Origin of the sequence: Teredinibacter haidensis (assembly GCF_014211975.1) — a bacterium.
GTDB classification, from domain to species: Bacteria; Pseudomonadota; Gammaproteobacteria; order Pseudomonadales; family Cellvibrionaceae; genus Teredinibacter; species Teredinibacter haidensis.
The window spans coordinates 2,116,227-2,137,992 of sequence record NZ_CP060084.1; the positions used below are offsets into that span (position 1 = coordinate 2,116,227).

Here is a 21,766-nt window from a genome sequence, read left to right on the forward strand (position 1 = left end):
CAAGTTCCAGTAACTTCTGCGGCGTAAACTACGCCCTACCACGCTTGGAGACTTGGTCTTCCAAGAGTGTAGCAAAGTCATCTATGGAGTGTGTCCCCAAGTCTTTACCTTCGCGTGTTCTTACTGCGAGGGTACCGTTTTCAACTTCCTGGTCACCAACGACCAGTAGATAGGGAACCTTCTGGATGGTGTGCTCGCGGATTTTAAAGCCGATCTTCTCATTTCTCAAGTCAGAAAACACCCGGAAGCCTTTGTTTTGTAGGGTTTTCTCAACTTTTTGCGAATATTCTGCCTGATTGTCGGTAATATTGAGAACTACAGCCTGCTCTGGCGCCAACCAAACGGGAAACGCGCCCTCGTAGTTTTCAATCAAAATCCCGATAAAACGCTCGAAAGAACCCAGAATTGCGCGGTGCAGCATAACCGGCACCTGACGCGAACCATCTTCCGCTACATACTGGGCATCTAAACGGCCCGGCATAGAGAAATCTACCTGAATCGTGCCACACTGCCAAACTCGGCCAATGCAGTCTTTCAGGGAGAATTCAATTTTCGGCCCATAGAACGCACCTTCTCCGGGCAGCAACTCATACGCCAGACCTTTGGCGTCCAACGCGTCTTCAAGTGCTTTTTCTGCCTTATCCCAACCCTCGTCACTACCCACACGTTGCTCTGGGCGGGTAGAGAGACGAATAATCACTTCGTTAAAACCGAAATCTTTATAAACCGCATATAAAAGATCGGTAAAGGTGGAGACCTCGTCCTGAATGGCTTCTTCAGTACAGAAAATATGTGCATCGTCCTGAACAAAGGCGCGTACACGCATAATGCCTTGCAGGGTACCCGAGGCCTCGTTGCGATGACAGGAACCAAACTCAGCTAGGCGCAAAGGCAAATCGCGGTGGCTTTTCAAGCCCTGGTTAAACACTTGAATATGGCAGGGGCAGTTCATAGGCTTTACGGCATAGTCGCGAGATTCCGATTCAACCGTAAACATATCGTCGCGAAACTTGTCCCAGTGGCCAGATTTTTCCCACAGGGAGCGATCAACCACCAGTGGTGTTTTGATCTCCTGATAACCATTTTCACGCTGCACCTGACGCATGTACTTTTCGATTTCGGTGTACACCGTCCAGCCTTTGGGGTGCCAGAACACCATGCCGGGAGCTTCTTCCTGAATATGGAACAGGTCGAATTTCTTGCCCAGCTTGCGGTGGTCGCGCTTTTCGGCCTCTTCCAGGCGATGCAAATAGGCTTTTAGCTCTTTTTTGCTCGACCAGGCGGTACCGTATATACGCTGGAGCATTTCATTATTGGAATCGCCCCGCCAGTAGGCACCCGCAACTTTCATTAATTTGAAATACTTGAGCTTGCCAGTAGAAGGCACGTGCGGGCCGCGACACAGATCTTCAAAGTCACCCTGTTTGTACAACGACAGATCTTCGTTGGCAGGAATGCTTTCGATAATTTCGGCCTTGTACTCTTCACCGATACTGCGGAAGAAATTTACCGCCTCATCGCGCGGTAATACCCGGCGCGAGACGGGAAGATCGGCTTTCGACAGATCGGCCATTTTCTTTTCAATGGCTTCCAGATCTTCCGGCGTAAATGCGCGGGAATAGGCAAAATCGTAGTAAAAGCCGTTTTCTATGACTGGCCCAATGGTCACCTGAGCGTCGGGAAACAATGCTTTTACCGCCTGCGCCAGCAAATGTGCCGTAGAGTGGCGGATCACTTCCAAGCCTTCGGGTGATTTTTCCGTCACAATCGCCAGTGAAGCGTCGGCACTAATTGTGTATGCGGCATCAACCTCTTTGCCATCAACCAGGCCAGCCAGTGTGGCTTTTGCCAAACCAGGGCCGATATCGGCGGCAACATCCAGCACAGAGACAGCTTGCGGGAATTCGCGTTTTGAACCATCGGGAAGCGTAATAACAGGCATGTTCAGTCCTCAGTGGTGACCCCTACCAAAGGCCACGTGATTATTTGTAGCAATGGGGTATTGCCAAAGAGAATAAGGCGCAAGATTATATAGATGTATGATTCGTTGCGCCACAGGACGATTCACCGAGCCGCGAGAAAGGAAAGAACCGTTTTTCTCAAGCCCTCCCGCAACAGCGTTTGGGGCAACCAGCCCAGAGATTTCACTTTGCTGGCATCGCTCGCATAGCAGCGATCGTGACCAGGCCTATCGGTAACAAGCCTTATTAATTCGGCATAGCTTTTTAACTTGGCGCTTGGTGAAAGCTCGTCCAAAAGCAGGCAGAGGGTTTCAACCAGATGCTTATTGCTGACCAAAGTCTCTGCGCTGATCAGAAAAAAATCGTCTGGCTGCCCCTTCTCGGCTATCAATTCTATTGCGGCGACATGGTCTTCCACGTATAGCCAGTCACGCTGCTGCTGACCATCGCCGTACAAGCCAATGGGCTGCCCTGCCAACGCCCGCTCTATCACCATAGGGATCAGTTTTTCTGAATGCTGGTGCGCGCCGAAGTTATTAGAGGACGTCGAAATCAATACCGGCAAGCCATAGGTGCGGTGCCAGGCTCGCACCAAATGATCGGCGGCGGCCTTAGAGGCTGAATAGGGAGAGCTGGGGCGGTAAGCCGATTCTGCCGTGGCTACGCTACCGGAATCGTTAAAATCGCCAAACACTTCATCCGTTGAGATCTGATAAAAACGGAACTGGTTTCTCTGTTCTTCCGCCAGCCCTTGCCAGTAATTACGGCTGGCCTCAAGCAATACTTGAACACCAAGAACATTGGTAGCGATCGTTTGCTCACTGCTTTGAATGCTGTTATCCACATGCGACTCTGCCGCAAGGTTAATCACAATATGGGGCTGAAAGTGATGTAAAGCCTGTGCCACTGCAGCGGAGTCCGCGATATCGGCCTGAACAAACTGGTAGCAATCGCCGCCATTCAATCCCGCCAAACGACTCAAATCCGATGCATACGTGAGCTTATCGATATTGCACACGGTGTTGCCTGAATTCAGCAGCAACCGTTTAATAAGGTGACTGCCGATAAAACCTGCTCCACCGGTAACGAGATACCGCCTACCACTTTTCAATTCCACATCGACTCAACTCACGCAACCCCAAAAGAATGTGATTTTACATGAGTTTACTCGATGGGCATTGACTGGAGAATAAAAGGCCTTAACATGCAGCGTCTTCAGGACTCTTCCGCGTTCCTGTACAAATCTCTGGGGATAAATGGACAGATCACATTCTATGGGCTCATCGCATAAAGCCTGCTTGTCAGTAATTATGGTCGTTACGCTCGCATTCATCCCTCATTTCGCCTCTTCTGAACCCTGGGTTTCCACCGGCGATGAACGCACCCGCCACCACTTACATATTCTTGCCGATTCGGGAAAGCTCAATATTCCAGTTACCACCTGGCCCGTTATGTGGAGTGGTATTAAGCTCGGCCTAGAAGAAATGAAGGTAGAAGAGCTAAACGAAACCGAGCTTTGGTCTTACCGCTACCTGCAGCACACCCTTAAGCGCGCCATGCGAAGCTCGGAAACCGTCATAAAATTGCGCGGCAGTGAAAACCGCAGCACGGCGTTGAATAATTTCCACTCGGATTTTCGCGAAGGATCGGAAGCCCTTATCGCCAGCAGCTACACGGGCAATCGCTTCACCCTGAAAGTTCAACACAGCTATGCCGATAACCCCCTCTCGGGCAGCACCAGTCGTTACGACGGATCTTATATAGCGGCAACCTGGGGCAACTGGGTGCTGGGGGCTGGCGCCATCGATCGCTGGTGGGGGCCGGGCTGGCAGGGCAGTATGATTCTAGGCAATAACGCGCGCCCCTCACCGGGACTATTTATACATAGAAAAGATACCGGCTCCCACGGTAGCGGAAACAGCTGGCTGGGCAGTTGGGATATAAACCTATTCGCCAATGATTTAAATGATGAGCGCTATATAGATGATGCAAGACTATTTGGCGGCAGAGCCACGCTAAAACCCACCACGTTTCTGGAGCTCGGTATAAGCCGTACTCGAATCAGCGGTGGTAAATCCGAGCTGGACGATAAGCCAAAGAACACCATGAGTGCATTCGACTGGCGGCTGGGGCACACACTCTTCAATTTGCAGGCGGCGCTATATTCACAAAAGGCAACCCGCGAGACCAACAACAACGCAAAAAATGAGAAAGCCGAGCTGTACGGTGTTGAAGCAGGCATGCTGTTATTCGGTGTTAATAGCCGCTTCGCTCTGGAACGCCAGAATACGCGCAACGGTGAAAGATCCATATTCGATCACGACTTTTATCGAACAGGCTACCGCTATTACGACCGGCCTCTGGCCACCTCTATCGATACCAACTCATACTCCAACGCCCTGCTCGGCGACCACTACCTAAGCTCTGGCCAGCAAATAAGCTGGCGACTAGGCAACGTGCAACTAAACAACGATAATATCGCCTTCGAGGCCCCCGGCGGCCATATCTACGGCGCTGGCGAAAAGCACATCGATTTTGCAGAGCTAGTATTTAAAACACCTCTTGCAACTTACCTGCAATTGGAACTAGGGGCTCAGTATTTGAGTAAACCCCTGAACTTTTTAGAAGAAAATATTTCCAGCGGCGGATACCTGCAGCTGAATATTGAATTTTAGATTTACAAAAACAGTTACAAACCAACCAAAACCAGGAATTAACAGCGCTTCTTATGAATATTCGATCGTTTTATCGCGCAAGCTTACGCAGCCTGATGGCACTGACCTGCTCTACACTGATGCTGGCCGTTGCTGCACCAAGCTACTCTCAAACACCATCACCCGCGCAAATTGAACAGTTCAAGCGTATGTCTCCGGCCCAACAAGAAGCTCTGGCCCGCTCAATGGGTATTAATTTAAGCGATTACACGGGCTTGCTGGGCAACAGCAGCGACACCGCAGCGACACCTGAGCAAGATGAAGTTTCGGGAAACCGCAGACAAATCGATGCCGATAAATCTGAACTGGAAATTACAGCACGCGAAGCGGTAGACGATTTAAGCCTGGAAGAAGACAAAGAAACCGATTCACTAAAAGAAAACCTGGAACTTTTTGGCTACGACATTTTTCAATTCGGTGCCGATAGCTTTACACCGGCATCGAACATTCCCATTCCCGCCAACTACGTAATGGGCCCCGGCGACTCACTGATTATTCAACTGTACGGAAAAGAAAATTCTACCCACAATCTAACGCTCGATAGAGATGGACAGGTGATGTTCCCCAATATCGGCCCCATAGCGCTGGCTGGCATGAGCTTCTCTCGCGTTAGCGAAAAAATTGATGAAATTGTCAGCCAGCAAATGATCGGGGTGAAAAGCTCAGTGTCCATGGGCACCTTGCGCACCGTTCGCATTTTTGTATTGGGTGATGTGAACATACCCGGCTCCTATGTGGTTGGCTCCTTGTCGACAATGACAAACGCCATATTTGCCTCTGGCGGCATTACCAAAATCGGCTCCCTGCGCAATATTCAGCTAAAGCGCCAAGGTAAAGTGATAACAACACTGGATCTCTACGACCTATTACTGAAAGGCGATACGCGAAACGATTCGCGCTTGCTTCCTGGCGATGTGATTTTTGTGCCCCCCATCGGCAAAACAGCCGGTGTCGCCGGAGATGTAAAACGCCCCGCTATTTACGAGCTGCGCAACGAAAAGAATGTTGAAGAGGTGATAAAACTCGCCGGAGGATTACTGCCCACGGCCTACGTTCCCGCATCCAGAATTGAACGCATTCTCACCGAGAGCGGTGAAAAAACCCTGGTCAACCTGGACCTTTCCACCACCAACGGCAAACGCTTTAAAGTAAAAGATGCCGATGTCATTCAGATATTCTCTACACTCGACACCATGCGCGATATCGTCAAACTGGATGGCCACGTAAAACGCCCCGGTGGTTTCGCCTGGCGCGCCGATATACGCTTTACCGACATTGTCACCAACGTAGATGACCTGCTAGCCAACCCGGATATTGATGTCGCCGTTATCCAGCGAGAGCACAAGCAAACACGTAAAATAGATATCCTTACCTTCTCCCCTCGTTTAGCTTTTGCAAACCCCAATAGCGAAAACAATCCTTTGCTGGAATCCAGAGATACCATCACACTATTTAACTACGAATCAGATCGAAGCGGCTTACTAACCGATATTATTCAACGTTTAGCAACCCAAGCGAGTATTTTTGAACGCGCCCAGATTATTAGCATTACCGGTAGTGTACGTTTCCCTGGCACCTACCCGCTCGCACGCAATATGGATATGCAGGATGCGATCTTTTTTGCTGGCGGGCTAACGGAAAGCGCAATGGGCACTTCCGGCGAAATTACCCGCTACGACCTAAACGAAGAACGCTCGACAATTGTGATGCATATCGATCTGGATATGCAGATCGATAACCCGGTACTGCAGGCCGGCGACACCTTGCGCCTAAAACAAATTCCACTCTGGCAACAAAAAGAATCCATCACACTTGAGGGCGAAGTGGTACACCCCGGCAGCTACTCCATTCTCCCCGGCGAAACACTGATGGACGTTTTACACAGAGCCGGAGGCCTAACGCCGCACGCCTACCCGGAAGGCGCTATTTTTTCCCGTATGGAGTTACGCAAGCTGGAACAAGAACGGCTGGAAGACCTGAAAGATGTTATCGCCGCGGATATTGCCGCCTCGAACATTCAGGAAAGCAGCATTAAAAAGAAAGTTGTAGATGCAGAAGACACTGACCAGATTCTAGAAAACATTGACCGTATTGAAGCCGTTGGCCGTATGGTTATCGACCTGCCTGCCATTATTAAAACACCTGCAACGCTCGATTTTCAGCTGGAAGGTGGCGATATGCTGAGGGTACCCCGCTTTAAACCTTCCGTTACGGTGGTAGGCGAAATACAGTTCCCCACCTCGCATTTTTACGATCAAAAATTATCAGCCACCGATTATATCGATCGCTCTGGCGGCACCAAACCAAACGCCGATAAAAAGCGTATTTACATTGTTAAAGCGAATGGTCGTGTTTTTCTGCCCACCAAATCTGCCTGGTTCCGCTCCAAGGGCAGACAATTGGACCCTGGCGATACGATTGTAGTGCCCATTGATACAGACCGCGTAGACAAGCTGACGGTATGGAGTAGCGTAACCGAAATGATGTATCAGGCGGCGTTGGGTATAGCGGCGATAGGCAAACTGTAAGGAACAAGTGCCTCTGGCGCTTGTAGGGCGTTCGTTACCGGAGTTTCTGGACGGGTGGAATCAAAGGCCAAGCCCGTTCCAATATCAGTACAGGGATGTAGCTTATTGGGGCAATTGCCAAGCCAATGAACCGGTGCCCTTTTTAAGCACTTGCGCTTAAAAATAATTCCTATAAAATACGCGCCCTCTTCGGCCAGAACTGTCGTTGAGATGTGTAACAGGACCATAGCTCAGTTGGTTAGAGCGCTACCTTGACATGGTAGAGGTCGGCGGTTCAAATCCGCCTGGTCCTACCAAACAAACTTTAAGAAAATCAAAGAGTTAAAATTGATTTTTTAGGGTTGACACACAAAGAGCACATCAGTAACATACGCGCTCTTTCGGGCAATAGCCCACGCCACTCCGCCTTAGCTCAGTTGGTAGAGCAAATGACTGTTAATCATTGGGTCGCTGGTTCGAGCCCAGCAGGCGGAGCCAAATAAATCAAAGACTTACAATTTTGTAAGCCTTTTTTATTTCTCCAGAACGAAAAACTGCAACCGTTGTGCAACCGTTTTTAGCCCGCACCTAAAAGCCCACCAAAAAACTTGCAGCGCAATATCTACAAACAGGCATTGCAAGACTGAGATGCTTTTTTTAAAAGAAACGCGATACCTGCAATCGGCCCAGCCCCTTCCCCACACGGAAAGATCTAAACAGGTCAATCTCACCAATATCTCGGTATGACGCTGTTGGGACCGCAATACCAAGCCTATCAATACAGCGACACTAATCCTGCATCAGGATTCACTAATATTATGGCTCGGACTAAAAAGCCGTAAGGATCACACTTTTTTTGGCGCAAAAATACATCTTTATCAACGAGCCATTTCAGCCTAAATATCACCAAAATCTATCGCGACACGCTTGATTGAATTTACAACATTTTATCATCTGCTTTATTGCTATTACCTCCTGTTGCAATCTCTTAAGAAGCGCCAACAAACACCCTTTAAAACTGTCTTTACTTGCAAGTGACACAACAGCAATAATGGATTAATGTATACAGTACTTGGAGAAGCTTTTTATCGAGACCAAGGGCGCATACCATAGTGCCTCAAAAGCAATAGATTAATTTTTGAGGCATATAGGCCGATCATCAACAAGTCATACCAAAGGCACAAGAAAGAACGTATGCGGTACCTGTATAGAGGAGTAAGCGAGCAACTATATCGGAAATTATCTGGTAAGCTCACTCCAACATTATGCAATGCACTGCTTGCAAATTTCGCAGCATGTGGAGACCCGCATTCCATATGCGGGTCAGACATGGAATGCGGCGAATCAGACCTAAACACAGTTATTCTGCACCAAGGGGAACAGGCTGGTATACCTACATCAGGTATTTCCACCTCTCCTTACCTTCCAAGAGCAAAGTACTATGCTCTTACTGGTGGCAAAACGAACATAGGGTATGTATTTCAGCTTTCCGTTAAAAAACCACTTAATATTGATGTTACGATTTATCGAGTTAATGATTTAATTCCTCATCCAGCGGCACATGAAGATGATGATCACATATTGGCTGCTAATGACTGTGGCCGTATCCCAGAAATCGCTATTGAATCAATTTCATTAGTGACTAACAATACCTGATGACAACTAAAACTAATACGCCATCATGAAATTACTACACTGCTTTTTTATAATGCTTATTTCACTCGATACCCATAGTGTAGTCGATCTTGTAAAAGTCATTAAATCAGAAAACAGGATGTACCTTTATGAAAATGGCCGAATCGTCAAGGAGTACCATGTGGCACTAGGAGCCAACCCAAAAGGTCACAAACAACAAGAAGGCGATCAGAAAACACCGGAAGGAGAGTACCTGCTTGATTATATAAAGCAAGATTCTTCATTTTATAAAGCCATGCATATTAGCTACCCAAATAAACATGATATTCAATCCGCAAAATCGAAAGGTGTGCCTCCGGGCGGATTCATTATGGTACACGGCCAAAAAAACGGGCTGAGCTGGCTAGCCACTATCACACAAAGGTTTAACTGGACAGATGGATGCATTGCGCTGAAAAACAATGAAATGGATGAATTTATTTCACTTGTAGCAATAGGAACCCACATAAAAATCATATATTAACACAAAGAAATAACCATGAAATTTATTGCACATAAAGTCGGATTCAAAAGCGATAACAAACCTGCTGACGTCAAAACGATTGTTGATCTTCTGTCCATGAGGAAAAATCAATTTAAATACAAGCAGTGCCTATCAAAAATGGTAGTGCCTGAGCAACGAGATCCCGAATGCATCGGCAAGTTAATAGAAGCAATCAAGCTGTTTCAGAAAAATTTCCAAAAAATGAAAATACCAGATGGAATTATATCCCCGAATGGGAACACAATTCTGTATCTTGGCGGCATTAGACCTTCTGGCAAAGTTATCATCGTCGATCTTGATGATCAAAACCTCTACGCTCTCAACGGGCCTAGACTTGAGCATGAATTTTACTGCGCGTCAGGAGACAAGCTTCACCCTACGGCCACATGGCCATCTCTTCATAGAATAACAAGAAAACACAAAGTTTACAGAAGCCGTACCTACGACGCACAAATGAATTATGCAATGTTCTTTACGTCCGATGGCAAGGCAATTCATCAGTCCAATGTAGTTGGATTGACTTCCACATTAAAAGATATCGGCATAAATCAATTAGGCTCACATGGATGCGTAAGACTCTCAGAAGACAATGCTTGCACCCTTTTCGATTGGGCGCCCATGAACACTCCCGTATTTGTGGATCTTGAAAAATTATGAAAATATTCATAGGCATCATAGTCTTGACGATTTCGTTTTTTTTAGGTGTGGTTTCAGCAGTAATTTACTACGAAAACAAAATAGAAAGCATTAATGAAGATATCCTTTCGAAGGAAATATCACTAACAAGCTCAATCTCAAACAAAAGCGCTCCTTGCGAAGAACTACTAACATCGGATAACTGGATTCAAGAGAATCAAGGAAAATATTCTGTATTCTGGCAGATTAATGCCGATCAAACAATGATCGCTAAATTGGTTATTGATAGCGACTACTCAAGCGCCATTGAAACATTTGCAAATGGCTGTCATAATTAAATTAATTGAAAGAATCAAATACAATACCATTTACAAAAATCTATCGATAGACTAAATGAGTCACACACGCCTGTATATCGATACGAAAGATTCTGTATGTGCGGAACAACTTACCGTATAGATACACTCAAGAAAATTTAATTGCCCTCATGAAAGTAACAATATTTCAATTAGAAAATCCGATTTATTCGTCGCCTTCAGATCCATTTTCTGAAGTGGCTAAGGCCATTTATCACACTCCAACACTACCTGCATACGCAATCATTGACTCACGCCTTGACATGAAAAACTCTATTCATGTCCCTGCCGGATATATTCCTATGCGTTATAATATTGACAAAGATAAAGTTATCACAGAAAAATCAAATAGCATGTTTGGTGCGTCAGACGAGGGAACGCTCACGGTTTATCACAATGGTATTTGTGACTATAAATTGCTATTCCCTCATGTCAATCCGCGCAAACTTAAAAATGAGACTATCTCTTTTTTCCGAAGAGGCGGAACACGCATTTGAAACTCAATCCTGGATATCATATTGCATCATGGTTGGAGCGGTAATTGAAGGGTTGTTGTTTGATAAGTTTGGCAACAGAAACTTTAACTCATTGATAGAAAAAGCTAAAGCAGTTAAATTATTAAACGCAAATGAAGCCATAGTTATTGATTCAATCAGAAACACTCGTAACAAAATACACGCAAATAAATACAATGAAGATATTGCAGGTCGAAAAGAAGCTCTACAGTTGAGTGCAGCCTATGATCGTCTGCTGAAGAAAAACTGGGGAACATAAAAATTGAGCAAGATCACACAGAAATAGGGGTATTGTGGTCATCCCTCGAAAAGTCCACTAACTCTCTAAAGGCCAGACGCCATAAGCCTTTCAACGAATGGACTAGCTGACACAAAGTTTCTCAAACACACGATTTTTTACGTCTAGCTCCTTTTTAAGTGTGCTTATTTCAACGCTTTGTTGCTGAGCTTTTGCTTCCCAGGCTATCTCTAAACATAATGTCGGATTTGCCGGTAGTAATCTGACATTATGTTTAGAGATAGCCGTGATACGGCTCGTCGATTCCGCATTGCCTTCGGCGACGCTCGCCGCGTGGCAGACCCCCGGGCGTGGCCGGGGGGGGCGCATAGTGGCGTACGGTACCTTCTTTCCCAGTGCGGCGAAAAGGGTTCTATCTCACCTAAATGAAATTCTGGTGAAATGGGCCTCAAGAAAATACAAGCGACTCAAAAGGGGTAAGAGCCCTGCTAGAAAATGGCTACGAGGATTAGCAGAAAGAGATCCGTCGCAACTATTTGTCTGGCAAATAGGTCCTATCCCCCTCGTCCCTTTTTCCCTCTGCCCTTGAGTATACGCCTATTTTTTTGCAGGCTTGTTTTGTCGCAGCATGGGGATTTTCAATCCTTCCTCACAGGATTCGATCAAAACTTCAAGTCGCCTTAGGCGCGTTTCCTCTTTCTTCGCACTCATCACCCACCATATCGAATCTCTTTTGTACGATGGTGCCAAATTACTAAAGTATTCCCAGGCTTGTTCGTTGGCTTTAACTTGCTTTTCATAGGCTTTGTCCAGCTTGATGTTGCGTTTATCACTGGAATACCCTTCCTTGTCGCTGCGATTTTTAAAAAGCTTGAGCCCCTCTGGTCTCATTCTTTTGTCAGTGATTAACTGCTCAACTTTCTTTACGTTTACTGCGCTCCATACGCTATTCATCTTACGAGGCGTAAAGCGGATTTTATAGCTTTCTTCGTCGACGGTTTTACGTATGCCGTCGATCCAGCCAAAACACAGGGCGACATCCACCGATTCAGACCAAGTAAGATTTTCTTTTCCAGAACCTTTTCTAAAGTATCCTACCCAAATCTCATCGATTTTAGCGTAATGTTTTTCGAGCCACACACAAAAGTCATCTTGATCTTTAAAATAAATTAAGTCGGACATTGTTTGCATTCTTTATTGTTTCTGTCTTTTAGGTTTTGTAAGCGGCCAATAATTGTAAACTTTCAATTAGAGCTGGCTGAAGACGGATCGAGTACTACCCTATCATAACATTTTTTGGCGTTATTCGCTGGTGTTACCCACAAAAAGTAGACACCCAACTTATGCAGCCATCGCTGCGGTTCCCTCAAACTCAACGGAACTAAGCCCGTCGCTTGCAGAGCGTCTTATTTTGCGGTTGTAAAATATTTCAATGTAGCCAAATATACCGGATCGTGTCTCTTCGATCGACTGATAATTTTTGGCATATATCAATTCAATTTTAAGTCGGGCATAGAATGACTCCATCACCGCATTTTCCAGCAGTTTCCTTTTCGACTCATGCTCCGCCGGATGCCGTGCTTCTCAAGGAAGCTCACATAGCTATTTGAACGGTATTGAGTGCCACGATATGACTGCACGATTAAACCCGGCGCTACGCCTCTTGCGTCAATAGCCATTTGCTTGGCTCGCGTTATCAGCTCCTCTGTCATTTGAGTATCCAAGGTCCAACCGATAATTTTTCGCGACTATAAGTCCATCACGGTTGCCAAATAGAGCCACTTTTTTTAACCCACACGTAGGTGATATCGCTGACCCACTTATGATTTGGTCGATCAGACGAGAAGTTCCATCATAGGAGGTTGTCAGAAACGTTGTGCATCGTTAGCGCATGCCCGCCATAGTTAAATGCTTTCCCGTTTCGCGCAATTCTCCTGTTTTCCCGCATGATTTTTGCGACAAAGTTGAGTGAGCATCTGTGGCCAAGCGCATTCAGCTCTTTCGTAATTCTCGGTGCGCCGTACATCGCTTGAAACTCAGCAAACGTATCCTTAACAAAGCTTTCGACACCTTCGCGCCGAGTTTGCCTCTGGCTTTTAGGCGCGTCACGCCATTTGCAAAAGCCTGAACGATGTACGCCAAGCACCTCACGCATCAAGCTGATGCTGTATTGCCCAACGTGCTCTAAAATAATTGCGTACTTCATTCGTGGTGCTTCGCGAAGTACGCAGTAGCCTTTTGTAGAAAAGACATCTCCTCTTGCAGGCGCTTATTTTCACGGCGAAGCCGTCTTAGTTCGTCGCTTTCTTGTTTGGAATAATCTACCCCATCAACTTTATTAAACTGCTTATCAGAAAGACGAGTGAACTGACGCTTCCAGTTTGCTATTTGCTGCACACTTACCCCAAGCTCTTTTGCAAGTTACGCCTGCGTGACTCCGGCCTTTGCGGATCGCTTCACTGCCTCTTTTCGAATCGTGGGTAACTTGGTCGCGTTATTTGTGAAGCGAAATTTGCTTATTGGAAAAATACGCCCTTCGGGCTTTTTGGCATCTAACGCCTCTGGTTTGGACAATTTTTTGGCAAACAGGTTGATAAACAAATGAAAGCCATTCTCATAATAGGCTTATATCTCACTGATCAAATTGGGGTAGAATACTCGCAAACCAATTTTTGGGGATGGACAAAAACCGTGTTACGAATTCTAGTGTTAGCGAAAGAATTAAAAGCTCAAAAAGACTAACACTTCGGCTTGCGTGGAAAACGATGACAAACGAATTAACGATACGTCAAAATTATTGATAGATATGATTTTTAAAAAAGCAAACGTGAAATGTAAATTTGGTTTCACCAAAAAAAGAAAATTCTACGCCATTTCAAAGAAACTAGAGAAATTGACAGCATTAGATGAATCGGATTGACTTCGAGTGTAGGGGGGCGTAGATTTAACTCTGAAGTGCATCATTTGATGTTGTAGGCAAAGCGGTAAGATGAAGGTAAGCTTGTCGCTTTTTCTCCGGCAATAGATGAAGTGATGACAAAAACATACCAGCAGAAAATAGTTGCGACGCAATCAAGGTGGACGCGGCTACCTTCATAAACAGGCTCAAGGGCACGTCGAAAAAGCCCTCGAGTAGGCAAAAAGGCGCGCCTAGGTTTTGGTATGCACCATGTCATGGAAAATCGCCATCATTTAATGGTGGGATTTAAAACGATCAAGGCCGAAAGCATCACGGAGCGAGACGCAGCGGTTTATTTATTGGCGGAATTGCCAGCCGAACACCGGAAAACGGTAGGAGCCGACAAGGGGTGGCTTACTTCGAATGATGGTTTGAGGATTGGATCGTGTGGATATGGTGATAACGTTTACGGCCACCGTGTTCAATTTACTGCGTATGAATAATCAGCATGAGTATTGGCAGTAGATTTGCCGTAAAATTCCGTAGAGACGAAAAATCGCGGGGAAAGTGTGCCGTTTCAATTCAAAATCGATGATATTTTTAGTGTGGTAGTTTTTTCGAGGTTTTTTAAATTATTTCCTAATTAGGTTCATATCTAAGCCGGCTATAATCGTAAAATATTTTCTGTTATCGGCGGGGTTCGTAATGAAACGTAGGCCAATCGTGGCATTAGGGCAGACAAATTGTATCTGCGGTTAAAACGATACTGAAATTCTGCCAGGTAACGTTGTGCGTGCTTTGGACTGATCGAATGATAAGTGCTGCGCAATGCACTTTTCAGGTTCCCAAGCACTGTGTTCACCCAATAAAACTCGATTTCTTCAACAGACGCTTTTCCTCCACCGCAAACAATTTTGTCGTGCTCACAACCAGCTTCGGTTACAGCGTTAAAGCATTGCAAGCCGTCAGAAACGATTGTGCTACCGGCTTTTATTGCTTTGCTTGCCCACTTGGAAATAGTCCTACTTCGAAAACCATCAACAATCTGAAGCTTTATAGCCTCTGGCTGCCCCTGCTTTGTGGTCTGTACTGCCGCGACAAACGGCGTTTTATTTTCAGATCCACGCCCAACCTTACCTCCACGACGTTCTCCGCCAAGGTACGCGTCATCGAGCTCAATAAACCCCGATAGCGGCTTGTCGTTGTCCCTTTCCAGCATTACCTGCATAAGCTTCTGCTTCATTCGCCACGCTGATTTATAGCCAATACCCAGTCGCCTCATGAGTTCAAGCGCCGAAACACCCTTTTTGTCTTGAGTAATAAAATACATACCCAAAAACCACATTCGTAAAGGAAGCTTTGTGGCTTGAAATATCGTACCGGCGGTTATTGACGTTTGATGATGGCACTTATTGCATTGCTGAAGTTTTCTTGTACTTAAGCGGCAGCTTTCAGTACAGCCACACTCTGGACAAAAAAATCCGTTTGGCCAGCGCCAGTTAAATAAAGCCTCAAAACATTGCTCTTCCGTACCATAAAGCCCCATGAATTCCGGTAAACTCATACCTTTCTGAAATTGAACTGTATTTTGCGCCATGACTAAGCCTTTGATTTCTCTTAACAATACTGGCTTAATATACAGTACAGTACGGCTTAGATATAGACCTAATTAGGAATTATTTAGGAAATCGAAAAGCGCGATACTCATACTTTTTAACAAACTTTTAGAACATAAAACGCCGGAGTAGTTAATGCGATATCATTTTACAGGATAATACCAACTATGATTCACTTCAGATTTTTATCCACGAGACAATAAGAAAGTCTCACAGAATTGATTAAAAATATTTGTCAAACCAAGCCGAAGAAAGCGCAACGAAACATGAAACAGATAGATGAAATAATTGAGCTACTTCACGCTACTATTCTACGGATGTCGCCTTATTCTTTAGAGACTATTGATCAAGCAGGAAAAGTTTTTAAAGAAAGTTACCTCGTAGACCTAGGCATTAACTCGATTGACTATGCAGAGATTGTGACAACTATGATGGAAAACCTGAAAATCGGGGTGCCATTGAATAATTTTTGCAGTGTTAACAGGGTAGATGATATTGCTGAGTTAATTTTTGTTATTCAGAAAAAGGCATGCGAAGTATGCGAAGAGGCGTAAAAGACGCGAAGCCATAAAAAGCAATAAGTTGAATGTTGTTGTGGCTTAGCGAAAGTTGTAGATTTTTGTGGCGGCCTTTGACTCTATAATCGTCTGCATCAAAAGTTAAAATCAATTTGGACTGACACTCTGTGCTTATCCTGCAACTGTCCAAACAAAGAATCCTGAAGTCTGCTATCGAAATAGTCCACCTGAAATTCAGCGGACCATTGATCAGTGATATCGTATTGCACTTCAAAACGATGAAAAGATTCGTTGTCTTGAAGTTGCGCGCTGGCTGTATATTGAGTCGTGAGTGTTTCATTTCTCCAGGGTTTGTTCCAGATTAGATATGCAACAGTCTCATGTCTGCGAGTGTTAAGAAGTTTGGTATTCCAATCCATCACATGTTGGTTGCTTAGCTCAAGACTTAAGCTATAAAGCCCGTTAGCGTTGTACTCAAAACCAAATACGCTATCGAGGATCTCGTAGCGCTCGGTGTTTAGTGGGTTTACCAGATTAAACTGTTTGTTATGTTTAAAAGCAACTTCCCCTTTCCAGACGACCCCCCCCTGCGCACGGTTGAAACCAAGTCCAAGCATTTGATAGCGAGGATACTTTGCATAAAGTGTCTCCTGGTTTGAAGATGGATTTTCCATGGTAAACACCGGATTGTTATCATGTACGTCAGCTACCATCATTGACCAGTCCAACTTGCCAACCGTAATGCTCCACCGCGCTCCAACTTCGGGGCTATCCCATGATGTTCCTGGACGGTCGTCTATAATGCTTGGCGGATTTGGTGGTGTTGATGGAGGAAATGAATCTGCTGGAGCATAGGGGTGACCCGGCAATGCCAGGTCATTCACCTTGATATAAGGTGTTACGATCAGCGACCATCTATGCTGTGCTTGTGTAGCCATATTCTGGTAATAAGCATCAGCCACAAACATATCCTGGCCAATTCTAGCATCCTCCACAGAGGTAAACACCAGCTCGGTCAAGTCTCGTGGGCTCATAATATCAGTCACTATTCCGCCGTCGGCTTTTCCCCATACAACAAGCTGGCGGCCCAGTTTAGCGCTAAATGGCCCTTTACTGGCTTGAATGTAGAATTCTCGCACTTCGCTTTGGTGGTTGTATCTTTCTCTAACCTCGTCTGGGTAATCGTTGCTGTTATAAACGAAATCTTTGTCGGTTTTGCCGTCGAAGCGCACAAAAAAATTGCCTTTGCTTTGCTCCCATTGCATTCGTAGAGATGGGCGATTGATTACAAGTGCATTCGGCTCGTCGATACCATAAGCCAGTTCGTAGCGCAGGGTAAAATATGCGGATGACAAAAGTGGGTGTTGCCTTAACGAAGTGAAACTGTTGGTTATATCATCACCCTCGTCAATCTCGGTGGAATCATCATCGATAAAAAATGACCCCTCCATATCAAACGGTTGTTCTACAAACTCTTCCGTGGATGCTTCTGAATCATCTTGAGTGGTCAGTGTGTCTTCGGGCTGTGCTGCGGTGTCAAGAGACACCAGCAGCAAGCTAAACACGATCAGTATAAGCGAGTTTCTCATCGCTATTATTCGATAAAGGTACGGAATGTATTAAGTCGCTGCTCGCGAAAAGCAACATCAGTCAAGGTGCGAAGATTTAAAAAGTCGTCTTGAACGCTGATGTTTAAAGCGGTCTTCTCGATTTTTAAAGTCGTCATTCGGTTGGTTTGAACGTTGTCCATATTTAGGATCATAGGAACCCAGACGCCATCAATCTTTCTAATATCGTGAGATATGAGCTGCTTAACTTTTTTACCTTGGCGATCATATAAAATAGTTTTAAGCGCTATATGACGTTCTTTATCTATCCAATTGATAGACTTCTGGTAATTGCTTTTCCGTGCGTGCTCCTCTGTAGGCGTAATCTCGAGAACCCAGCATGGTCGATCTTTATACGTAACACTTTTGAGTACTTCGTAAGAGTAATCTTCCAGGTAGCGTTGCTCGAGGTCTTCGTAGCTGAATTCAGATCCGAAGAAACTGCCTTGCTTAGGTTCGTTGTCATTGCCAGATACAATACGCTTTACTTTACCTAATGCAGAAAGGTACATCCATTGGTCCGCGTCTTTGTCAGGATTCTCGTAATCATACTGGAGAAAGCCGACGCCACGTTCGGCGGCGGGACTCTTCACGATAGACACGGTTTTAACATCTTTTTGCTTCTCACCGTAATCTTTACGAACTGATTCAATGACGTTACTGCGTGGTTTTTCAATGCAGCGTTTTCTGTTGTTTTTCATTGCGTATCGACAGCTGCTGAGCTTTTGTAACGAAATCTGACTGATGCCATCGTCTCGGTCGTACATTTGTTTTGCGATCTCTTGGGCGCTGATTGCGGCGTTTGGTTCAGCCGCCGATTTTTTGCTCGGCTCCTCGCAGAAGCCGGGCATAGATATACTACAGCCTAAAAGACATGCTATGGTAAATCGATTGTACATAAGGTGAACTCCAGTTATTTCAGCTTATTGTGCAGTTGTCACTTGTGAGTTTTTTTCAGCTGAAGCAATACGCTTAAAATCAGCTTTAAATAGCACGCACAACGCTGGCAATAACAATAGATCGGTCACTAATGCCATCAATATTGATATGGCGCTGAGGATGCCAAAGTTGGCCATTGATAGTTGTGACGAGAAAATGAATACGAAAAACCCAACGGCCAATACCACTGAGGTGAAAGTTATTGCCTGCCCTACTTCACGTATTGTTTGTTGAATGGCTTCTTTAATGTTTTCAGTTTGTAGCACGCAGACACGGAAGTGTGACAAATAATGGATGGTATCATCCACTGCGATACCAATGAGAATGGGAGCAACCAGCAACGTATCTGTATTCAATGGCATATTCAGATAGCCCATGAGTCCAAATGCGCAGATAATTGGCATTAAGTTTGGAATCACGGCAATTAAGCCAATGCGTGCGGAGCCGAAAACGAGCAGCAACAGTACGGATATTACCGCCAATGCAACGCCAAAGCTTTCAATTTGAGACCAGCTGATGTAATCGACAACTCTTGTCATGAGTGACATACCACCGGTGACTTGTATTGTCAGTTCTGGGTAATCCGATTTTACGTCTTTAAAGAGCGAATCGATTTTATTGTTAATATCGTCGATCATTGGTACATAAATATAGGAACCCGCAGACTTCAGGGTAATGGTCATTCTTGCGTTGCTATAGTCATCAGAGACAAGCTTACGACGATCTTCCGGATTTGCGTTGTTAAACATAAACAATGTTTGTGACAGTACACGCGGATCCTGTGGTATGCGATAGAATTCCTGTTTATCTTCGTTTAGTGCTTTAAAAGCGTCTTTACTGACGTTTACCAGTGATCCAGTATCGCCGACCAACTCGCCGTATTCAGACTCCATAAATTGTTGTAGCGACTCCATGCGATTGAGTAAGCGAGGATCTTTAAACGCGTCTGATTTACCTGCGTCAAACAGTATGTCCATGACTACCGTGCCTGCCATACTATCGTCGACAACAGCGACGTCTTTGCGAACCGAACTCTCGTGAGGCAGAATCTCAATAATATTTGAATCGACTTTGATGAGCGGAATGCCAAATAAAAGCACGATACTCAACACGGAGAACGTCGCTACAACGCTTTTAGGGTAGGTGTAACCAACATGCTCAACCTGTCTTAACAAGCGCTGAAGTTTATGCGGTTTGCTGTTCTCTTCGATCTTCTTTTTCTTGCTGACAGGCGCCCACATATCCAGCATTAGCGGTAACATTACAACGGTTAGTAAGAAAGCTACGAGAACCCCAATGGCAGCAAAGATACCGAAATTCTTAATGGGCACGATGGGCGTTAAGGCTAACGAGAACAAGCCTATAGCGGTGGTCAAACTCGTTAGAAAACAAGCCAGTCCAGATTTTTTAAGAACCGACCGCAATGCAGCTCGGTGGTCTTCCCCGGCTTCTCTAAAATACAGATAGCCAGATAGAATGTGGATTGCATTGGCAATACCCACCGCAATGATCAGGAACACAATAATATTGATCATGATCGTCATAACAGCACCCGACCAACCTACCAATCCAAGTGTTGACATGAACGAAAAAATAACAATGCACATGGACCAGACTACTGCGCTAAAGGAATGAAATAATACCCACAAAAGAATCATAATGAGGACGATTAAGCCAGTTATGACGATACCCATTTGCGGCAGTATTTCGTCATTCAAAAATGCTGTAGTGGCAGAAACACCCGTTGGATGGAACTCAAGATGATCTGCATATTCCGCTTTACCAGTGACTTCTTTAATGGCATTGATAAACGCAGAGTATTCGGTGACATCCGCCTGACGGAACTTCGGAATTTCTTCGTCGCCAGTGAACATGTTTTCATCCCATGCTGCTTCCACATCCACTACGGTCTCTTCGTCCCACTCCTGCTCAGCACTCAGATCATCAGTCTTACTTTCGCTGTCCGTTTGATCAAGTTGAGCTGCGAGATCTGTTTCGATCACTAACGCACCGAAGCGTGAATCTTCAGAAAGGTAAACCCCTTTAAAGTCTGGGTGATTTAATGCTTTCTTTCTTAACTCTTCACGAACTTTATCATTTTTTGGAAGTTGGTCTCCGATAAAAGGCCTTGATAGCAACACACCTTCGCTAGCTTCCATATACGAAACATTAATGAGGCTTGTGACATCCGTAATGTGATCCAATCCGGATTGAGAGTCTTCTTGGGCGCTTAAATGATATTCGCTTAATTCGGTGTGCAGCGATTGGAGAGCTTTTAAGGATTGATCCGAGAATATATCGCCATCTCGTGCTTGAAACGTAAGAAATAATACTTCATCACTGCCAAACTCAGCACGGAATTTATCGTAAGCTAATTTAGCGGGATCATTTTTTTTAAAATATGCTTCCATGGTTAAGTCAATATTAACCTTTGGAAGACCGGCAAGAATTACCGCAATGATCACAAAAAAACTTAACCAGATGAAGAGCCGATAGCGGCGTACTGTGTCAGGGAGATGTTCGAAGAAAATATTGGTCTGCAGTAAAATTTTTTCCATGGGTTTCCCATTTGCTGAGCAGGTTGAATTTAAAGAAATGGATCATTGTAAGTGCGCGGTATTATTACAAATGTCCGTTGATGGTTCTAGAGAATTTTACAAACTTCGGCGTTTTAGTTTATTGAAATAAATAATGATTTTGCGATGCTTTAATGGTTTCCAGTTCTTGTATCCGACGCCTTGTCGCTAAGCAAGTTGTAACGTCGTTTATTGTGGTGTTTGTTTACAGTTTTAACAGTTTCTAAGAAAAAGGTATGGATCTTGCATTACTATCAAGCCTTTATTTCCGCATAAAAAGTGAAATAACTTCATCTTGCTGAGAATCCTGTTTTAAATTGTAATGGCAAAAATTCGTGGGATGAATAACGCGCCGTTGAGGAAAAAATGTTTCTTTGATGAAGATTATGGTGGATTGTTTGTTCATGCTAAACTTGTGTTCCAGTCGTTTTATCCAAATATTAAAACCGCTCGACCAGGCTAATTGTTTAAGTCTAATCGAGTGGTTTTCTTCGGGATTTTTTTC

General features: G+C 44.9%; 20 protein-coding genes, 2 tRNA genes and 1 pseudogene. 12 read left to right on the forward strand and 11 right to left on the reverse strand.

The genetic code is table 11. The features are described 5' to 3' along the window. Window positions 1-28 precede the first annotated feature (28 nt). A complete protein-coding gene (thrS, locus tag H5715_RS08440; RefSeq protein ID WP_075185123.1) occupies window positions 29-1,942 on the reverse strand; it encodes a threonine--tRNA ligase in 1,914 nt (637 codons plus the stop codon). Window positions 1,943-2,064: 122 nt separating this feature from the next. Next, window positions 2,065-3,078 (reverse strand): dTDP-glucose 4,6-dehydratase, encoded by a 1,014-nt coding sequence (gene rfbB, locus H5715_RS08445; protein ID WP_246434744.1) that lies wholly within the window; start codon window positions 3,076-3,078, stop codon window positions 2,065-2,067. A gap of 139 nt (window positions 3,079-3,217) precedes the next feature. On the opposite strand from rfbB, the gene H5715_RS08450 reads away from it, so the two are divergent. The 10 genes from H5715_RS08450 to H5715_RS08495 all read left to right on the forward strand — a co-directional run bounded on the left by H5715_RS08450 (window position 3,218) and on the right by H5715_RS08495 (window position 11,127). Next, window positions 3,218-4,636 (forward strand): capsule assembly Wzi family protein, encoded by a 1,419-nt coding sequence (locus tag H5715_RS08450; protein WP_083607974.1) that lies wholly within the window; start codon window positions 3,218-3,220, stop codon window positions 4,634-4,636. A gap of 53 nt (window positions 4,637-4,689) precedes the next feature. Continuing rightward, on the forward strand, window positions 4,690-7,203 hold the full coding sequence (locus H5715_RS08455) for an SLBB domain-containing protein (RefSeq protein WP_083607973.1): 2,514 nt from the start codon (window positions 4,690-4,692) through the stop codon (window positions 7,201-7,203). Window positions 7,204-7,422: 219 nt separating this feature from the next. Next, window positions 7,423-7,499 (forward strand) — tRNA-Val (locus H5715_RS08460). A gap of 105 nt (window positions 7,500-7,604) precedes the next feature. Beyond that, window positions 7,605-7,680, forward strand: a tRNA-Asn gene (locus tag H5715_RS08465). 831 nt (window positions 7,681-8,511) lie between these two features. Next, window positions 8,512-8,838, forward strand: a complete 327-nt coding sequence (locus tag H5715_RS08470) for a hypothetical protein (RefSeq protein WP_083607972.1) — start codon at window positions 8,512-8,514, stop codon at window positions 8,836-8,838. Window positions 8,839-8,863: 25 nt separating this feature from the next. Next, the gene (locus H5715_RS08475; protein WP_075185120.1) at window positions 8,864-9,340 is read left to right on the forward strand and encodes a L,D-transpeptidase family protein; all 477 of its coding nucleotides are present in this window, start codon (window positions 8,864-8,866) and stop codon (window positions 9,338-9,340) included. A gap of 15 nt (window positions 9,341-9,355) precedes the next feature. Next, complete coding sequence (locus H5715_RS08480; RefSeq protein WP_083607971.1) at window positions 9,356-10,018, forward strand: L,D-transpeptidase; 663 nt, start codon at window positions 9,356-9,358, stop codon at window positions 10,016-10,018. Beyond that, a complete protein-coding gene (locus tag H5715_RS08485) occupies window positions 10,015-10,335 on the forward strand; it encodes a hypothetical protein (protein ID WP_075185119.1) in 321 nt (106 codons plus the stop codon). Before H5715_RS08480 ends, H5715_RS08485 begins: the two co-directional genes overlap by 4 nt. A 149-nt stretch (window positions 10,336-10,484) precedes the next feature. Then, window positions 10,485-10,850 (forward strand): hypothetical protein, encoded by a 366-nt coding sequence (locus tag H5715_RS08490; RefSeq protein WP_075185118.1) that lies wholly within the window; start codon window positions 10,485-10,487, stop codon window positions 10,848-10,850. A 28-nt stretch (window positions 10,851-10,878) separates the two neighbouring features. Continuing rightward, complete coding sequence (locus H5715_RS08495) at window positions 10,879-11,127, forward strand: hypothetical protein (protein WP_075185117.1); 249 nt, start codon at window positions 10,879-10,881, stop codon at window positions 11,125-11,127. A gap of 576 nt (window positions 11,128-11,703) precedes the next feature. Here the strand turns inward: H5715_RS08495 and H5715_RS08500 are convergent. From H5715_RS08500 to H5715_RS08520, 5 genes and pseudogenes are all read right to left on the reverse strand, one after another. Continuing rightward, a complete protein-coding gene (locus H5715_RS08500) occupies window positions 11,704-12,288 on the reverse strand; it encodes a YdeI/OmpD-associated family protein (protein WP_075185115.1) in 585 nt (194 codons plus the stop codon). Window positions 12,289-12,447: 159 nt separating this feature from the next. After that, window positions 12,448-12,633 carry an IS3 family transposase gene (locus tag H5715_RS08505; RefSeq protein WP_139309753.1) on the reverse strand — a complete coding sequence of 62 codons (186 nt, stop codon included), beginning with the start codon at window positions 12,631-12,633 and terminating at the stop codon, window positions 12,448-12,450. Then, entirely contained in the window at window positions 12,633-12,845 is a 213-nt protein-coding gene (locus tag H5715_RS20535; protein ID WP_425507037.1) for a DDE-type integrase/transposase/recombinase, read from the reverse strand. The genes H5715_RS08505 and H5715_RS20535 overlap by 1 nt, the downstream gene beginning before the upstream one ends. Before the next feature lie 113 nt (window positions 12,846-12,958). Then, a complete protein-coding gene (locus H5715_RS08515) occupies window positions 12,959-13,312 on the reverse strand; it encodes an IS3 family transposase (RefSeq protein WP_139309751.1) in 354 nt (117 codons plus the stop codon). Further along, window positions 13,309-13,515: pseudogene (locus H5715_RS08520) on the reverse strand (transposase); the annotation flags it as partial. The gene H5715_RS08515 and the pseudogene H5715_RS08520, both read right to left, overlap by 4 nt. 753 nt (window positions 13,516-14,268) lie before the next feature. On the opposite strand from H5715_RS08520, the gene H5715_RS08525 reads away from it, so the two are divergent. Further along, complete coding sequence (locus H5715_RS08525) at window positions 14,269-14,508, forward strand: hypothetical protein (RefSeq protein ID WP_139309750.1); 240 nt, start codon at window positions 14,269-14,271, stop codon at window positions 14,506-14,508. A 161-nt stretch (window positions 14,509-14,669) separates the two neighbouring features. Here the strand turns inward: H5715_RS08525 and H5715_RS08530 are convergent, their stop codons facing one another. Then, a complete protein-coding gene (locus H5715_RS08530; protein WP_075185111.1) occupies window positions 14,670-15,602 on the reverse strand; it encodes an IS1595 family transposase in 933 nt (310 codons plus the stop codon). A gap of 285 nt (window positions 15,603-15,887) precedes the next feature. Here H5715_RS08530 and H5715_RS08535 point away from each other — a divergent pair, with 285 nt between their 5' ends. Beyond that, window positions 15,888-16,175, forward strand: a complete 288-nt coding sequence (locus H5715_RS08535) for an acyl carrier protein (RefSeq protein ID WP_075185110.1) — start codon at window positions 15,888-15,890, stop codon at window positions 16,173-16,175. A gap of 98 nt (window positions 16,176-16,273) precedes the next feature. Here H5715_RS08535 and H5715_RS08540 read toward each other — a convergent pair whose 3' ends face one another. The 3 genes from H5715_RS08540 to H5715_RS08550 all read right to left on the reverse strand — a co-directional run bounded on the left by H5715_RS08540 (window position 16,274) and on the right by H5715_RS08550 (window position 21,243). Further along, window positions 16,274-17,728, reverse strand: coding sequence for a DUF1302 family protein (locus H5715_RS08540; RefSeq protein ID WP_075185109.1), 1,455 nt, complete (start codon window positions 17,726-17,728; stop codon window positions 16,274-16,276). Between the two features lie 5 nt (window positions 17,729-17,733). Further along, window positions 17,734-18,513 (reverse strand): outer membrane lipoprotein-sorting protein, encoded by a 780-nt coding sequence (locus H5715_RS08545; RefSeq protein WP_175574248.1) that lies wholly within the window; start codon window positions 18,511-18,513, stop codon window positions 17,734-17,736. Between the two features lie 156 nt (window positions 18,514-18,669). Beyond that, the gene (locus tag H5715_RS08550) at window positions 18,670-21,243 is read right to left on the reverse strand and encodes an efflux RND transporter permease subunit (protein ID WP_075185107.1); all 2,574 of its coding nucleotides are present in this window, start codon (window positions 21,241-21,243) and stop codon (window positions 18,670-18,672) included. Between the last annotated feature and the right edge of the window lie 523 nt (window positions 21,244-21,766).

What these genes read in the sequence shown, in the direction of transcription:
- thrS (WP_075185123.1), bottom strand. Translation starts at nt 1,942, where the DNA reads ATGCCTGTTATTACGCTTCCCGATGGTTCAAAACGCGAATTCCCGCAA.
- H5715_RS08450 (WP_083607974.1), top strand. Translation starts at nt 3,218, where the DNA reads ATGGACAGATCACATTCTATGGGCTCATCGCATAAAGCCTGCTTGTCA.
- H5715_RS08455 (WP_083607973.1), top strand. Translation starts at nt 4,690, where the DNA reads ATGAATATTCGATCGTTTTATCGCGCAAGCTTACGCAGCCTGATGGCA.
- H5715_RS08470 (WP_083607972.1), top strand. Translation starts at nt 8,512, where the DNA reads ATGGAATGCGGCGAATCAGACCTAAACACAGTTATTCTGCACCAAGGG.
- H5715_RS08475 (WP_075185120.1), top strand. Translation starts at nt 8,864, where the DNA reads ATGAAATTACTACACTGCTTTTTTATAATGCTTATTTCACTCGATACC.
- H5715_RS08480 (WP_083607971.1), top strand. Translation starts at nt 9,356, where the DNA reads ATGAAATTTATTGCACATAAAGTCGGATTCAAAAGCGATAACAAACCT.
- H5715_RS08485 (WP_075185119.1), top strand. Translation starts at nt 10,015, where the DNA reads ATGAAAATATTCATAGGCATCATAGTCTTGACGATTTCGTTTTTTTTA.
- H5715_RS08490 (WP_075185118.1), top strand. Translation starts at nt 10,485, where the DNA reads ATGAAAGTAACAATATTTCAATTAGAAAATCCGATTTATTCGTCGCCT.
- H5715_RS08495 (WP_075185117.1), top strand. Translation starts at nt 10,879, where the DNA reads ATGGTTGGAGCGGTAATTGAAGGGTTGTTGTTTGATAAGTTTGGCAAC.
- H5715_RS08500 (WP_075185115.1), bottom strand. Translation starts at nt 12,288, where the DNA reads ATGTCCGACTTAATTTATTTTAAAGATCAAGATGACTTTTGTGTGTGG.
- H5715_RS08505 (WP_139309753.1), bottom strand. Translation starts at nt 12,633, where the DNA reads ATGGAGTCATTCTATGCCCGACTTAAAATTGAATTGATATATGCCAAA.
- H5715_RS08515 (WP_139309751.1), bottom strand. Translation starts at nt 13,312, where the DNA reads ATGAAGTACGCAATTATTTTAGAGCACGTTGGGCAATACAGCATCAGC.
- H5715_RS08525 (WP_139309750.1), top strand. Translation starts at nt 14,269, where the DNA reads ATGCACCATGTCATGGAAAATCGCCATCATTTAATGGTGGGATTTAAA.
- H5715_RS08530 (WP_075185111.1), bottom strand. Translation starts at nt 15,602, where the DNA reads ATGGCGCAAAATACAGTTCAATTTCAGAAAGGTATGAGTTTACCGGAA.
- H5715_RS08535 (WP_075185110.1), top strand. Translation starts at nt 15,888, where the DNA reads ATGAAACAGATAGATGAAATAATTGAGCTACTTCACGCTACTATTCTA.
- H5715_RS08540 (WP_075185109.1), bottom strand. Translation starts at nt 17,728, where the DNA reads ATGAGAAACTCGCTTATACTGATCGTGTTTAGCTTGCTGCTGGTGTCT.
- H5715_RS08545 (WP_175574248.1), bottom strand. Translation starts at nt 18,513, where the DNA reads ATGTACGACCGAGACGATGGCATCAGTCAGATTTCGTTACAAAAGCTC.
- H5715_RS08550 (WP_075185107.1), bottom strand. Translation starts at nt 21,243, where the DNA reads ATGGAAAAAATTTTACTGCAGACCAATATTTTCTTCGAACATCTCCCT.